The sequence below is a fragment of the Stenotrophomonas sp. YJH_SMC_81 genome (assembly GCF_059370875.1).
In genome coordinates, this window is record NZ_JCAFUB010000002.1 from 94,455 (window position 1) to 108,711 (window position 14,257).

The following is a 14,257-nucleotide window of genomic DNA, read 5'->3' on the forward strand; positions in this document are numbered from 1 at the left end:
GGCGCTACAGCGTCTGCACGCTGGATCATCAGCCCGCCTGCACGCGGTTCTTGCCCTGCCGCTTGGCCGCATACAGCGCGTCATCGGCGCGCCGCAGCAGGGTTTCGGTATCGTCACCGGGCTGCCACTGCGCCAGCCCGGCGCTGAAATGCACCGGCACGCGCTGCTCCTGCACGGTCAGCACGCGATGGGCCAGCGAGCGCTGCAGGCGCTGCACGGTGGCCATGCTGTCGGCGCCCTGGGTTTCCGGCAGCACCAGCACGAACTCGTCGCCGCCCAGCCGTGCGATGCCGTCGGTGGCGCGCAGCAGCAGCTTGCACACGGCCACCAGGTGCTGCAGCAACGCATCGCCACCGGCATGCCCGTGCGCGTCGTTGGTCTGGTGGAAATCATCCAGGTCGATCACCGCTACGCCCAGCGGTGAGTTGTTGCGCGCGGCTCGGGCTAGCTCGCGCTCCAGCAGTTCGTCCAGGCCACGGCGGTTCAGCGCCTGGGTCAGTGGATCGATGCGTGCCAGGTCACCAGCGGCGCGCAGTTCCTGCTCCAGCTCGGCAATGCGCTGCTCTGCACGCTCCACTTCCTGCCGCGCATTGGCCAGGTGATCGCGGGCCTGTGCGGCCTGCTGCTGCACTTTGCCGGTATCGCGCATCACCTCCTGCAGCAGCTGGTTGAGGTCGGCGATGCTGCGCGCCTCGCGCAGCTGCAATGCGTAGCTGCCAATGCGGTCGTGATACTCGCCGGTACTGGTCGCCATGCCGTCCATGCGCTCGATGAACTCGCCCATCAGCCCACGCATCGCCGCCTTCGAATCGTCGATGCCCTGGCGCAGCAGACCCTGCTTGTAGATCACTTCGCGCAACTCGGCGCGGGTGCGCTCGACTGCCTCGGCTTCCAACGGACCGTCCAGCAACTGGCGCACCGCCGCGATCTGGCCCTGCAGCCAGCTGCGGTCATCCAGCAGCTCGCTGACGTTCTCCAGCAGCAGCGCGAACAGCTCCAGCAGCAGCGCCTGCTGCTCCTGCCAGCTTTCGGCACGCACGCCGACCTGGTGGCCAAGTTCGCGCACGCCCTGTTCGATTGGTTCCAGGGCCGTGCCCGGCTGCCATTGGCGCAGGCGCAGGGCCAGCGCCTGCGCCTGCTCGCGCAGGTCCGGGTCGTGCTGCAGCAGGGCCACCACCGCACCGCCCAGCAGCAGCCGCAGCTGCTCGGACAGGCGCAGGCTTTCCGGCTGCCCGTCCGGCGAATGCTGCTCGATGGTACGGATGTACTTGTCGATCAGCTGCCGCATCGCGCGCCCATAGCGCGGCCAATCGGCGCTGGCCTGTGCCGACTGCAGGCGGTCGCCCATGTCGCCCAGTTCGCCGGGCAGGGTGGCCATGCCGTTGGCGAACGCTGCCAGCAGCGGTTCCGGCGCATCGGCGCCCGCGAACAGCTGCTGCAGGGCCACGCCACCGCCGCCCTGCAGCACCACGCGGTCACCCCGCCCATCGTCCACGACCGCGCGCACGCGTGCCGGCGGCCCAAGGGCGGTACCGGGGGCAGGGCGGTGGTCGGGCTGGTCCGTCATGGAGCGAATCCTGGGGCTGGCAGGGACTGGTTCCAGCATATCGGCGCGGCCGCCGAGGGCTTGAACGGCTAGGATGGGCGATAGGATGCCGCAGTGGAGGTGGTGATGCGCGTGATGTTGCTGGGGGCGACCGGCCTGGTCGGTGGGCTGACCCTGCGCAGGCTGCTGGACGACCCGCGCTGCGGCGCCGTGGTTGCCCCGACCCGCCGCCCCCTGGCGTTGACTCACGGGAAGCTGGAGAACCCGGTGCTGGCATTCGAAGCGTTGCCCACTTCGCCAGAATGGGCGCGCGTTGACGCGGTCATCTGCGCGCTGGGCAGCACCATCGCCCAGGCCGGCAGCCGCGAGGCCTTCCATCGCATCGATCATGACTACCCGTTGGCGTTCGCACGCCTGGCAAAAGCACAGGGGGCGCAGACCTATGTGCTGAATTCCGCAGCCGGCGCCAACCCACAGTCGTCGATCTTCTACAGCCGGGTGAAGGGGGAGCTGGAGCGGGACCTGCGCGCGCTGGGCTTCAATTCGTTGACCCTGGTCCGCCCAGGGCTGATCGGGGGCGAGCGCAACGAGGTGCGTCGTGGCGAGCGCCTGGCGCTGACGGTGCTGGGCGCTTTGGGGCCGGTCTTGCCGCGTGCGTGGCGGATCAATCCGGCCACCGAGATTGCCAGGGCGCTGGTCGAGGCTGCGTTGGCCCCGCAGCCGGGCGAGCACGTGGTGGCGTCGCGCACGCTGGTCGGCTGATGTCGCGAGCGCTGCGCCTGACCCAGCTGCTGCAGCTGCTGCGCCGTCATCGACGGCCGGTGGCCGGGCAGGCGCTGGCCGAAGCGCTGGGCATCAGCCTGCGCACGCTGTACCGCGATATCGAGACCCTGCGCGAGCAGGGCGCCGACCTGCGTGGCGAGGCCGGCGTCGGTTACCAGCTGGCACCCAGCGATACCTTGCCTCCCATGACCCTGCCACCGGCCGAGATCGACGCGCTGGTGCTGGGCCTGCGCTGGGTCGCCGCGCGCACCGAGCCGGCGCTGGCCGAGGCCGCACGTGATGCCCTGGCGCGTATCGCCCATGTGTTGCCTGCGGCACGCCGCGAGGCATTGCGTGACAGTGGCCTGCGCGTGGGACCTTCGCGTGCTGCGGCCAAGGTGCCGGCAGCACGCCTGCAGGCTGTGCGCGAAGCCGTGGGATCGCAGCAGCGCCTGAAGTTCGCTTACGAGGATGCGCACGGCCAGCGCAGCGCGCGCGTCGTCTGGCCGTTCGCGCTGGGCTACTTCGATGAGGTGCCGATGCTGGCGGCGTGGTGCGAGAGCCGCGAGGATTTCCGCCATTTCCGGCTGGATCGCATCCGCCAGGTGCGTGTGCTGGAGGACTGCTACCGCGTGCCGCGCGCCACCCTGCTGCGGCGCTGGCAGAAGGCCCAGGGCATCGCGCCGGACTGGCTGGATCGCTCATAACCACAGCAACAGCCGAGAGCGGGGGGTAGAGTCGACTCTACCGGTAGTCCCCTCTACTGACAGAATGTGTCAGCAGGCCCATACCACCATGAATGCTCCCAACAACGGAGCTTCCCCATGTTCACGCCCAGCACCCTGCTGCAGTACGTGCACGACGTCGCCACCAGCGCAACCTTCTACAGTGGCATCCTCGGCAAACCACCGGTTGAACAGTCGCCCGGCTTTGCGCTGTTCCTGCTCGGTGATGGTGCCGCACTCGGCCTGTGGCAGCGCGATGACGTGCAGCCTCCGGTGTCCGCGCAGGCCGGTGCCGCCGAACTGGCGATGGTGGTCTCCAACCCCGACGCCGTGCAGCAGATGCACGATGCGTGGCGCGCGCTGGGCGTGCAGATCCTGCAGGCACCAACAACGCTGGAATTCGGCCACACCTTCGTCGGCGCCGATCCGGATGGTCATCGCCTGCGTGTGTACAGCCGTGCCGAGGGTATGGTCGCGCGCGATTGATCGCAGGCGATCTGTAGCCGAGCCCATGCTCGGCTTGCTTCTTGCCTTCATCCACGCATGACGTGGATACATTGCAACGCAGCCGAGCATGGCTCGGCTCTACAGTAGAGCGACACAAAAAAACGCCGGGCATTGCCCGGCGTTTCTTGTGTTTCAGAGGGGGGGCCGATCAGCTGGCCAGCGCCAGGTCGTCCATCATCGCGCGCAGGAAGCGGGCGGCTTCGCCGCCGGTCGCCGCGCGGTGATCGAAGGTGACCGACAGCGGGATTACCTTGTGCGCTTCCACGCCGCCCATCACCGGGGTCATCTGGTGGCGGGCACGGCCGGCACCGACGATGGCCACGCACGGCGGCACCACGACCGGGGTCGCGTAGCGGCCGGCGAACATGCCGAAGTTGGACAGCGAGATGGTGTAGCCGCTCAGTTCCGAGGCGGCGATCGAACGCGATTCCACCTGCTCGCGCAGGCGGTTGACGCCTTCGCGGATGCCGCGTGCGTCGAGCATGTCGGCATTGCGCAGGGCCGGCACGAACAGGCCGTCGTCGGTGTCCACGGCGATGCCGATGTCTACCTGCGCGTGCAGGGTGCGGGTCAGCGCTTCACCGTCGAACCAGGCGTTCATCGCCGGCACCTTCTGTGCGGCAACGACAATGGCGCGAACCAGGCGGGCGGTGACGTCGTTGCCCGGCAGCCAGGCGTGGATGTCGGCGTCGTCGTTCAGCGTGGTCGGCACGACCTTGCTGTGCGCATCGGCCATGACGCGGGCCATGTTGCGGCGCACGCCCTTCAGCGGTTCCGGCTGGCCCTTGGCGACCACGCCCGGCGGCTGGGTGCGCATCGGCTTGCCGGCGGCGGACAGCGGGGTGCGGGCTTCGCTCTGCACCGGGGCAGACACCTGCGCCGGGGTGGGTGCGGCATACGCGGCGGCAACCGGTGCCGGGGCGGCGCCGAGTTTGGCGGTGCCGTTGGCGGCGGCCTGCTTGACGTCGGCCATGGTCACCGCACCATCGGTGCCGGTAGCGGCCACGCGGCTCAGGTCCACGCCCAGCTTGCGCGCCATCGCACGCACGGCCGGCACGGCCTTGACGCCACCGACGGCCAGCGCCTGCTCGGCGTGCACGGCATTGGAGCTCTGCATCGCGCCGACCACGGTACCGGCGTCGTCACGCTCGGCAGCGGCGGGCTTGGCTTCTTCCGCGACCACCGGTGCGGCTGCGGCAGGCAGCGGCGGCGGGGTCGGCGCCGCCGGTGCGGCGTGCCCATGGCTGTGGCCGGTGTCCTGGCCATCGGCACGCTGCGGCAGGTTCGGGTCCAATTCGAAGCTGGCCAGCACCGAGCCGGTCGGGATGATGTCGCCGGCGCCGCCGGACAGCTTCAGCACCTTGCCGGAGAACGGCGAGGGCACTTCCACCACGGCCTTGGCGGTCTCCATCGACACCAGCGGCTCGTCCAGCTTGATCACATCGCCTTCCTTGACGAACCACTCGACGATGGTCGCGTCCGGCAGGCCTTCGCCCAGGTCGGGCAGGTTGAAGTTCTTGGTCTGGCTCATTTGCAGTTCTCTTCCAGCAGTTCCAGTTCGCGGGCCGGCAGCCAACCCGTCGCGCCATTGGCGCGCTCGGACCACCACCACCCGCCGTGTTCGTGATGAAGCTTCACCATCTCGCCGCTTTCCACATCCAGCTCGCGGGCGTCGTAGTCGCACAGGGCTTCGGCGCGACCCTCGTCCAGCAGCTGCAACCAGGCGATGGGCGCCCATCCAGCGCGCCCATCGTTGGTGCGTACCCAGGCAAACGCCGGCCATTCCTCGTCACGTACACCTACTTCGACGATCTGGCCGGTGTGGAACCGGAGCGGGTTGGGATACTGGCTGCGGTAAGCCCCCAGAAGGCGGGCCCGCATGTCAGCCGGCCGCCACCGCGCGCTTGGCCGCCGCCACGATCCGCTCAACGCTCGGCAGGTACTTCATTTCCAGGCGGAACAGCGGAATGTGGGTGTCGTAGCCAGTGACGCGCTCGACCGGGGCCAGCAGGTCGTAGATCGATTCCTCGGCCAGGCGCGCGGCGATCTCGGCGCCGAAGCCCGCGGTCTTCGGGGCCTCCTGCACGATCACGCAGCGGCCGGTCTTGGCCACCGATTCGGCGATGGTGGCGAAGTCCAGCGGGCGCAGCGTGGCCACGTCGATGACTTCGGCACTGATGCCTTCGCCGGCCAGCTTGTCGGCCGCCTCCAGGGCTTCCTTCACCTGCGCGCCCCAGGTCACCAGGGTCACGTCGGTGCCGTCGCGCAGCACGAAGCAGACGTCCAGCGGCAACGCTTCGCCGTCGTTGACGACCACTTCCTTGTACTGGCGATAGATGCGCTTGGGCTCCATGTAGATCACCGGATCCGGCTCGCGGATCGCAGCCAGCAGCAGGCCGTAGGCACGCTGCGGCGACGACGGCAGCACCACGCGCAGGCCCGGCACGTTGGTGAAGATCGCCTCGTTGGCTTCGCTGTGGTGTTCCGGCGCGCGGATGCCACCGCCCCACGGCACGCGCAGCACCATCGGGCAGTGCAGACGGCCACGCGTGCGGTAACGCAGGCGTGCGGCATGGCAGACGATATGGTCGACCATCGGGTACATGAAGCCGTCGAACTGGGCTTCGGCCACCGGCTTCATGCCCTGTGCGGCCAGGCCGATGGTCAGGCCGGCGATGGTGGTTTCGTCCAGCGGGGTGTCGAGGATGCGGTCCGAGCCGAAGCGCTGCTGCAGGCCGGCAGTGGCGCGGAACACGCCGCCGTTGACGCCCACGTCTTCGCCCAGCACCAGCACCGACGGGTCGTGTTCCAGCTCCCAGGCCAGGGCCTGGGTGATGGCTTCGATGAGGGTGATCGGGGTGGTGGTCATGCTGTCATCTCCGCGCGCGACCGCAGCGCTGTCGGCGGCGTTGGTGTGCGCGCCGGGCGCGCCGTTCTTGATCTCATCCATGGCGCTTCTCCAGGGCGATCGCCTGGGCACGCTGGGCCAGCAGGTCCGGCGGCGGATCGGCATACAGGAAGTCGAACATCGCCTCGACCGGCTGCACCGGCGTGTTGAGGTACAGGTTCACTTCCTCGTCCACGCGCGTGCCGCACTCGGCGACCCAGGCGGTTTCCTCTTCTTCGCTCCACACACCGGCGTTGATCAGGTACTTGCGCAGGCGCAGCATCGGCTCGCGCTGCCAGGCATCCTTCACTTCGGCGTCGTCGCGGTAGCGGCGCGCGTCATCGGCGGTGGTGTGGTCGGACAGGCGGTAGGTCATCAGTTCCAGCACGGTGCCACCGTCGCCGGCCAGCGCACGTTCGCGCGCCTGTTCCATTGCCGCCAGCACCGCGATCAGGTCGTTGCCGTCCACCTGCAGGCAGTGCAGGCCGCCCGCCAGGCCCTTCTGCGCCAGCGTTTCGGCACCGGTCTGGGCCGAGCGCGGCACCGAGATGGCCCAGCCGTTGTTGACGATGCACAGAATCAGCGGCAGCTTGTAGGCGCCGGCCGAGTTCAGTGCCGCGTAGAAGTCGGTCTTGGAGCTGCCGCCGTCGCCGCACACCGCCACGGCGATCTGCGGTTCCTTGTTGAGCTTGAACTTCAGCGCAGCACCTGCCGCATGCAGGCACTGGGTGGAAATCGGCACGCAGAACGGGAAGTCCCTGGCCGCGTTGCCGCCGTAATCGTTGCCGCGTTCGTCGCCGCCCCAGTACATCAGCACGTCGTGCGGGCGTACGCCACGCATGAACATCGCGCCATACTCGCGGTACGAAGGCGCGAACACGTCGTCCTTCTGCATCGCCGCGCCGATACCCACGTGCGCGGCTTCATGGCCCAGGCAGGCGGCATACGTGCCGAGCTTGCCGGTGCGCTGCAGCGCGATGGATTTGCTGTCGAACGTACGTACGAACAGCATCTGCTTGAACAGCGGTACCAGCACCTTGGGGTCGCGCAGCGACGCGGGCAGGTCGTCACGGACGAGCGTGCCGTCCGTGTCCAGGTACTGCAGGTATTCGATCTTGAATTCAGCGGCAACCGTCATTGCGTACTGCACCTTCGACAGAGAAGTTACAAATGATATGAATCGCCATGTTAAGGAACGCGTACGGAATAGCCTTCCTGCGCCGCAACACGGAGATTCCCCGTTTTACCCCTGCCGGCGGGTGGGGGGCCAATAACAACAACGTATTCAGTCGTTGCTGCAAAGCATCAGAATACGCCTCTGGCTGACCGCTGGCGCAACGACCCGATCGGTTCCACGCGCAGGGCCCGCATCGGCCAATGCTCCACGGGGCACCGCACGCCCCGGTAATGGACGGCGCGGCTGCCCGCGCGGCTGGCAACGCGCTACCCTTGCCGCCCCCGATCTGGCCGCACCCATGTCCGTCGACAACAACCAACGCGATCTCGAAGCTGGTATCCACACCGACCTGCAGGGGCGCCTGACCTACGGCGGCTACCTGCGGCTGGACCAGCTGCTCAGCGCGCAGCAGCCGCTGTCCAGCCCGCCGCACCATGACGAGATGCTCTTCATCATCCAGCACCAGACCTCGGAGCTGTGGCTGAAGCTGCTGGGCCACGAACTGCGTGCCGCGATCGGCTTCCTGCAGCGCGATGAAGTCTGGCAGTGCCGCAAGGTGCTGGCGCGCAGCAAGCAGGTGCTGCGCCAGCTGACCGAGCAGTGGTCGGTGCTGGAAACGCTGACCCCGTCCGAATACATGGGCTTCCGCGACGTGCTGGGCCCGTCGTCGGGCTTCCAGTCGCTGCAGTACCGCTACATCGAGTTCCTGCTGGGCAACAAGAACGCGCAGATGCTGCAGGTGTTCGAGCACGACCCGGCCGGGCAGGCGCAGCTGCGCACCGTGCTGGAGGCGCCCAGCCTGTACGAGGAATTCCTGAAGTACCTGGCCCGCTTCGGCCATGCAGTGCCGGCGGTCTACGAGGCCCACGACTGGACCCAGCCGCACGTGGCCGACGACGCATTGCAGCCGGTCTTCGAGCGCATCTACCAGGACACCGACCGCTACTGGCGCGAGTATGCGCTGTGCGAGGACCTGGTGGACCTGGAGACGGCTTTCCAGCTGTGGCGATTCCGACACATGCGCACCGTGATGCGGGTGATCGGCTTCAAGCGCGGCACCGGCGGTTCGTCCGGCGTGGGCTTCCTGGCCAAGGCGCTGGAACTGACCTTCTTCCCCGAGCTGTTCCAGGTGCGCACCAGCCTGCAGGCCGTGCCCCCGGCAGCGCTGGGCTGATCCCCATTCAGCTTGGTTCCCGGCCCGCGGCTGGATCGTTTCAGATGCAAGTTCAGGGAGCAGGCTGCCACCTGCCTCAAACGGCGTGTATTTGACGTGAACGCCAGAAGTCGGTGATCCTCGCGCGTTGCTCCAACTGCACAGCGGACGTGCTCGTCATCCACCGAACCAGGAAATCCGCATGAGCGTAAACGCCACTGCGAACACCCCAGAGCCGGCACTGCCGGACTTCAAGACCACGCTGGGCCACCCGCGCCCGTTGTGGATGCTGTTCATGACCGAGTTCTGGGAACGCTTTGCGTTCTACGGCATCCGCTGGGCGTTGGTGCTCTACATCGTTGCCCAGTTCTACAACGGCAGCGCTGCCGGTGAAGGCGACGCCAGCCGCATCTATGGCGCCTACCTGGCCCTGGTGTACGCCGCGGCCATCTTCGGCGGCTACGTGGCCGACCGGGTACTGGGCTACCAGCGCTCGATCCTGACCGGCGCGATCATCATGGCCGCCGGCCTGTTCATGATCTCGCTGCCGCAGGAGCACATCTTCAAGCTCGGCCTGGCCACGATCATCGTCGGCAACGGCCTGTTCAAGCCCAACATCTCGACCATGGTCGGCAAGCTGTACGGCCTGAAGGACGAGCGCCGCGATTCGGGCTTCACCATCTTCTACATGGGCATCAACATTGGCGCGATGATCGCCCCGGTGCTGACCGAGTACCTGGCCCGCAAGGTCTTCGGTACCGATGCCATGCCGTCCTACAAGGTCGTGTTCATCGCTTCGGGCGTGGGCATGCTGATCTCGCTGGTGTGGTTCTACATCGGTCGCGCCGGCCTGAAGGGCATCGGTGCACCGCCGGCCGGCGCTGAAGGCTTCGGCCGCATCATCATGGTGCTGGCCGGTGCCGTGGTCGCCATCCCGGTCGCGTACTTCCTGCTGGCCACCGGCGCCACCGCGCTGGCCTGGATCCTGGGCGCGATGTTCACGGCCCTGGCCGTGCTGCTGCTGGTCGAGGGCATCCGCGAGGGCAAGGTGCAGCGCGACCGCGTGATCGCCATGCTGATCATCTTCGCCTTCAACGTGATGTTCTGGATGTTCTTCGAGCAGGCCGGCAGCTCGTTCACCTTCCTGGCCGAGAACATTGTCAACCGCCAGTTCGGCAGCTGGACCTTCCCGACCGCGTGGTTCCAGTCGGTCAACTCGGTGGCGATCATCACCCTGGCCCCGGTCATCGCCTGGATCTGGGTGGCGATGGGCCGCGCCAATCCGTCCATCCCGCGCAAGTTCGGCCTGGGCCTGCTGTTCAACGGCGCCGCCTTCGCGCTGCTGATGTTCGCCCTGTCGCAGATGGTCGTGGACGGCAAGATCCCGTTCTGGACCCTGTTCATGGTCTACGTCATCCAGTCCGTGGGTGAGCTGTGCCTGTCGCCGATCGGCCTGTCGATGGTGACCAAGCTGGCCCCGGTGCGCCTGGTCGGCTTCGGCATGGGTGGCTGGTTCCTGTCCACCGGCATCGGCAACAACCTGTCGGGCATCTTCGCTGGCGTGGTCAGTGGTGAAGGCGGCATGACGGTCGAGTCGGCCCTGAAGGGGTATACCTTCGGGTTCTGGGCCCTGATCGGCTCCGGCGTGGTGCTGTTCCTGATCGCCCCGCTGATCAACAAGCTGATGCACGGCGTCAAGTAATGATGAGAGGGTAGAAGGCATGCGTAGCAAGCTCGGTGGTGCAATGGTGGTGGTCTGTGCGGCGCTGATCGGCGCCTGTTCCCAACCGCAACCGCCTGCCACCGCCGAGCCCACGCAGCCGCTGGATACCCGACCCACCGAGCCACCGGTCGCTGACCCCAGCGAACCGGTGGCCTCGGGCAACACCCCGGTGGCGGCAGATATCGCCGCCATCGCCGGGCTCGGTGCGCAGTTCGACCCGGCCCGCAACCCCGCCGATGACCTGGCCACCGCCAAGGTGGAAGCCCAGCGCGGCAAGAAGCGCATCCTGCTCGAGATCGGCAACGCCGCCTGCGATCGCTGCCGGGCGCTGGACGAAATGGTCGAGGGCAACGGAGACCTGCGCCGCTTCCGCGACGCCCATTACGTGTGGGTGAAGGTCAACGCCAGCGACGAACAGCCCAACACGGCCTTCTTCGCCCAGTTCCCGGTGATGGAGCGCGACTACCCGCACCTGCTGGTACTGGACGCCGATGGCAGCCTGCTGGTCTCGCAGGCCACTGCTGAGCTGCGCAAGGGCGAAGCCTTCCAGCCTGCGCGGGTGAGCGCGTTCCTCAAGCAGTGGGCACCTGACCGGTAGTGCCGGCCGCTGGCCGGCAGGGTGGGGAGGGGCCGGCCGCTGGCCGGCACTGATGCCGGGTCGCATCCACGCATGGCGTGGCTCTACTGCGCGCGCCGTCACACTCCCTGAATCGGCATCTCAACTTCGCAACGCGCTCGCCGTTACCGGCAAGGACCTCAGTCGACATCCCGTCGATGCTACCTACCGGAACGCCCATGCACAGCGACCACGCCGAACGATTGCCCGAACCTGCCAGCCACCTGGCCGAGGGTGGGGCAGGCGAGGGCGTGACTTTGCCGGCGCAGGAAACCCTGTTGGACGACGCCGGCACCGGCGAGGACACCGTCGAACTGGCCCCGCCGCGCCATCGCCTGCCGCAGATCGCGCTGCCCGATAACGTGGTGCTGAAGGGTGCGGTGCAGAAACTGGTCGAGCAGAAGGCGCGGCTTGATGCGCTGGCCGCCGAAGGCCAGCTGGCCGGGCTGCTGCCGCCGGAATGGCAGGGCCATGGCGCGCGCGCGATCGAGCTGTCCACCTTCATCCAGGGCGTGCTGCCGTTCCTGCAGACCGGGGAGCGTGGCGAAACCGCGCCTGCCCGTCTGCCGGTGCGGCACGTGCTGGGGGATGACAGCCGATGGGGCCTGGAGGATGTCACCGAGCCGAAGTCGTTGGCGTGGTACCTGGCCAGTGACGAGCGCGCCACGGCGGGCAGCAAGGACGTGGCGGAGGCGTACCTGGTGGGTGCGCTGGGCCTGGCGTGGATGCAGGAAGGGCGCAGCCGCCCGGGCTTCCTGCGTGCGATGGGCCAGGACAGTCTGGCGGCGCGGGTGACCATGCTGGGTTATCCGCCCGCCAACGAACTGGCGCTGTACAACGTCACCGCGCAGGGACAGCCGCAGATCTGGTGCGTGCATGGCCGCCGCCGCATGCGCCCGCTGGTGGCGCCGTGGCTGAGCGTGCCGCTGCTGACCGCTTACGGCGTGCCGGCCCCGGTGGCGTGGCCGTCCAGCTTCCCACCGGTGGAGGCCGTGGCCGAACTGCTGGCGACCGCCCGCCTGGGGCGCGCGCTGCCGGAAGTGGATCTGGGCAAGGTGGTGGCGAAGATCGCCGAGGATGCCGCGTCCGACGCCTGGCAACCGGTCAGCCTGCTGCAGCTCAATACCTGGTCACCGCGCTGGCATTTCTTCCTGGGCACCTTCGTCGGCCTGCCGTCGCTGCTGCTGGTGGCTGCGGCGCTGGCGCTGCCCGGGGCCGTCGAAGCCGCCACGGTTGCCGCCTCGCTGGGCTTCGCCGGCGGCGCCATCGCAGCACTGGCCGTGCCGTGGATCCACGCACGGCGCAAGCACCTGAGCTGAAAAAAGGGGACGGAGGGGATTAAGTCGTTTCAGGCACACCTGTGCTCATTACGACTTAATCACCTCCGTCCCCTTTTTCGTTCACACCCCTTCGCCCATCCGCTCCAGACCTTCGCCGGCCAGGCGCAGGATCAGCTTTTCCAGCAGTTGCTCTTCCTCGTCGCTCAGGACCGACATCAGCTTGCGGGTGATCTCGATCACCATCGGCGCGATGGTCTCGTACACTTCGAAACCGGCGGCCGACAGCGCCAATACCGAGCGGCGGCGGTCGTCGCCATGCGTCTCGCGCTTGATGAAGCCGCGCTCCAGCAGGCGGGCCACGGCGCGGCTGACCGCCACCTTGTCCATCGCCGTGCGGTCGGAGACCTCGCTGGCCGAGGAGCCCGGGTACAGCGCCAGGATGGTGATCACCCGCCACTCGGGGATCGCCAGACCGTAACGATCGCCGTATAGCTTGGCGATGTTGCCGCTGACCCGGTTGGACAGCACGCTCAGCCGGTACGGCAGGAACTGTTCCAGGTCGAGCAGGACGTGCGAGGCACGCAGGCGGGTCGAGGCAGGATCGGCGGGGCTCATGTTGCGGTGCACCTTGCTGGTGGTTTCAAGTGTAACTATAAGGGGTGGGTCCAGACCCTGCATTCTCGCCGGGTCCCTACCTGCCCGCACCTGGTTTGTACCGATGCGGTACCGATTCGGAGCCACGCCATGAATACCGCAGTCCCGACCGCCTCGCATCCCAACCCCGGCATGCAGGTCACCACCTTCGAGAACCCGATGGGCATCGACGGCTTCGAGTTCGTCGAATTCGCCGCCCCGGCCGGCCGTGGCCAGGAGCTGCACGAGTACTTCCGGAAGATGGGCTTCAGCGCGGTGCTCAAGCACAAGCAGCGTCCGATTACCGTCTATCGCCAGGGCGACGTCAACTTCCTGGTCAATGAAGACCCCGCTTCGTTCGCCGCCGACTTCGCCGAAAAGCACGGTCCGTGCGCCTGCGGCTTCGCCATCCGCTTCAAGAAGCCGGGCCAGGAGGTCTACCAGGCCGCGCTGGGCAACGGCGCCGAAGCCATCGCCTTCAAGCCGGACAGCAAGGCGGTCAGCGCGCCGGTCATCAAGGGCATCGGCGACTGCATGCTGTACCTGGTCGACCGCTATGGCAGCGCCGGCAGCATCTACGACGGCGACTACGAGCCGATCGCCGGTGCCGACCTGCACCCGGTGGGCTTCGGCCTGACTTTCATCGACCACCTGACCCACAACCTGTACTTCGGCAACATGCAGCAGTGGTCGGACTACTACGAGCGCCTGTTCAACTTCCGCGAGATCCGCTACTTCGACATCAAGGGCCTGAAGACCGGCCTGGTGTCCAAGGCGATGACCGCGCCGGACGGCATCGTGCGCATCCCGCTGAACGAATCGTCCGACCCGAAGAGCCAGATCAACGAGTACCTGGACGCATACAAGGGCGAGGGCATCCAGCACATCGCCTGCTTCACCGAGAACATCTACGACACGGTCGAAGCGATGCGCGCGCAGGGCGTGGACTTCCTCGACACGCCGGAGACCTACTTCGACGTGATCGACCAGCGCGTGCCGAACCACGGTGAAGACGTGCCGCGCCTGGCCAGGAACAAGATCCTGATCGATGCCGATCCGGAAACCCACCAGCGCAAGCTGCTGCAGATCTTCACCCAGAACTGCATCGGCCCGATCTTCTTCGAGATCATCCAGCGCAAGGGCAACGAGGGCTTCGGCGAAGGCAACTTCACCGCGCTGTTCGAGAGCATCGAGCGCGACCAGATCCGCCGCGGCGTGCTGTAAGGTCCTGGGCAGCGCCGGGTCACG

14 protein-coding genes are annotated in these 14,257 nt (G+C 67.5%); 8 read left to right on the forward strand and 6 right to left on the reverse strand.

Annotation, left to right across the window (positions count from 1 at the left end; genetic code table 11):
- Window positions 1-28: 28 nt before the first annotated feature.
- Complete coding sequence (locus tag AC5P8U_RS04000; RefSeq protein ID WP_072168894.1) at window positions 29-1,567, reverse strand: GGDEF domain-containing protein; 1,539 nt, start codon at window positions 1,565-1,567, stop codon at window positions 29-31.
- Between the two features lie 105 nt (window positions 1,568-1,672).
- On the opposite strand from AC5P8U_RS04000, the gene AC5P8U_RS04005 reads away from it, so the two are divergent.
- From AC5P8U_RS04005 to AC5P8U_RS04015, 3 genes are all read left to right on the forward strand, one after another.
- On the forward strand, window positions 1,673-2,308 hold the full coding sequence (locus AC5P8U_RS04005; RefSeq protein WP_172412147.1) for a Rossmann-fold NAD(P)-binding domain-containing protein: 636 nt from the start codon (window positions 1,673-1,675) through the stop codon (window positions 2,306-2,308).
- Complete coding sequence (locus AC5P8U_RS04010; RefSeq protein ID WP_072168896.1) at window positions 2,308-3,015, forward strand: helix-turn-helix transcriptional regulator; 708 nt, start codon at window positions 2,308-2,310, stop codon at window positions 3,013-3,015. Before AC5P8U_RS04005 ends, AC5P8U_RS04010 begins: the two co-directional genes overlap by 1 nt.
- 117 nt (window positions 3,016-3,132) lie before the next feature.
- Window positions 3,133-3,519, forward strand: a complete 387-nt coding sequence (locus AC5P8U_RS04015; RefSeq protein WP_072168897.1) for a VOC family protein — start codon at window positions 3,133-3,135, stop codon at window positions 3,517-3,519.
- A 169-nt stretch (window positions 3,520-3,688) separates the two neighbouring features.
- On the opposite strand, the gene AC5P8U_RS04020 is transcribed toward AC5P8U_RS04015, so the two are convergent.
- From AC5P8U_RS04020 to pdhA, 4 genes are read right to left on the reverse strand one after another with little or no spacing between them, the layout of a single operon-like run.
- Entirely contained in the window at window positions 3,689-5,071 is a 1,383-nt protein-coding gene (locus AC5P8U_RS04020) for a dihydrolipoamide acetyltransferase family protein (RefSeq protein WP_439426449.1), read from the reverse strand.
- Complete coding sequence (locus AC5P8U_RS04025) at window positions 5,068-5,421, reverse strand: SH3 domain-containing protein (protein ID WP_005411349.1); 354 nt, start codon at window positions 5,419-5,421, stop codon at window positions 5,068-5,070. Before AC5P8U_RS04025 ends, AC5P8U_RS04020 begins: the two co-directional genes overlap by 4 nt.
- A 1-nt stretch (window position 5,422) precedes the next feature.
- Window positions 5,423-6,490: an alpha-ketoacid dehydrogenase subunit beta gene (locus AC5P8U_RS04030; protein ID WP_005419896.1), complete on the reverse strand. Its 1,068-nt coding sequence runs from the start codon at window positions 6,488-6,490 to the stop codon at window positions 5,423-5,425.
- The gene (pdhA, locus tag AC5P8U_RS04035; protein WP_010482685.1) at window positions 6,483-7,565 is read right to left on the reverse strand and encodes a pyruvate dehydrogenase (acetyl-transferring) E1 component subunit alpha; all 1,083 of its coding nucleotides are present in this window, start codon (window positions 7,563-7,565) and stop codon (window positions 6,483-6,485) included. Before pdhA ends, AC5P8U_RS04030 begins: the two co-directional genes overlap by 8 nt.
- A 337-nt stretch (window positions 7,566-7,902) precedes the next feature.
- On the opposite strand from pdhA, the gene AC5P8U_RS04040 reads away from it, so the two are divergent.
- From AC5P8U_RS04040 to AC5P8U_RS04055, 4 genes are all read left to right on the forward strand, one after another.
- Window positions 7,903-8,778: a tryptophan 2,3-dioxygenase gene (locus AC5P8U_RS04040; protein ID WP_061480234.1), complete on the forward strand. Its 876-nt coding sequence runs from the start codon at window positions 7,903-7,905 to the stop codon at window positions 8,776-8,778.
- Between the two features lie 181 nt (window positions 8,779-8,959).
- Entirely contained in the window at window positions 8,960-10,459 is a 1,500-nt protein-coding gene (locus tag AC5P8U_RS04045) for a peptide MFS transporter (protein ID WP_005419890.1), read from the forward strand.
- Window positions 10,460-10,478: 19 nt separating this feature from the next.
- The gene (locus AC5P8U_RS04050) at window positions 10,479-11,078 is read left to right on the forward strand and encodes a thioredoxin family protein (protein WP_111008323.1); all 600 of its coding nucleotides are present in this window, start codon (window positions 10,479-10,481) and stop codon (window positions 11,076-11,078) included.
- A 197-nt stretch (window positions 11,079-11,275) separates the two neighbouring features.
- Window positions 11,276-12,415, forward strand: coding sequence for a hypothetical protein (locus tag AC5P8U_RS04055; protein WP_072168900.1), 1,140 nt, complete (start codon window positions 11,276-11,278; stop codon window positions 12,413-12,415).
- An 81-nt stretch (window positions 12,416-12,496) separates the two neighbouring features.
- Here the strand turns inward: AC5P8U_RS04055 and AC5P8U_RS04060 are convergent, their stop codons facing one another.
- Window positions 12,497-12,991 (reverse strand): MarR family winged helix-turn-helix transcriptional regulator, encoded by a 495-nt coding sequence (locus tag AC5P8U_RS04060; protein ID WP_072168901.1) that lies wholly within the window; start codon window positions 12,989-12,991, stop codon window positions 12,497-12,499.
- Between the two features lie 129 nt (window positions 12,992-13,120).
- Between AC5P8U_RS04060 and hppD the strand changes: the two genes are divergently transcribed.
- Window positions 13,121-14,233, forward strand: coding sequence for a 4-hydroxyphenylpyruvate dioxygenase (gene hppD / locus AC5P8U_RS04065; RefSeq protein WP_495213936.1), 1,113 nt, complete (start codon window positions 13,121-13,123; stop codon window positions 14,231-14,233).
- Window positions 14,234-14,257 lie beyond the last annotated feature (24 nt).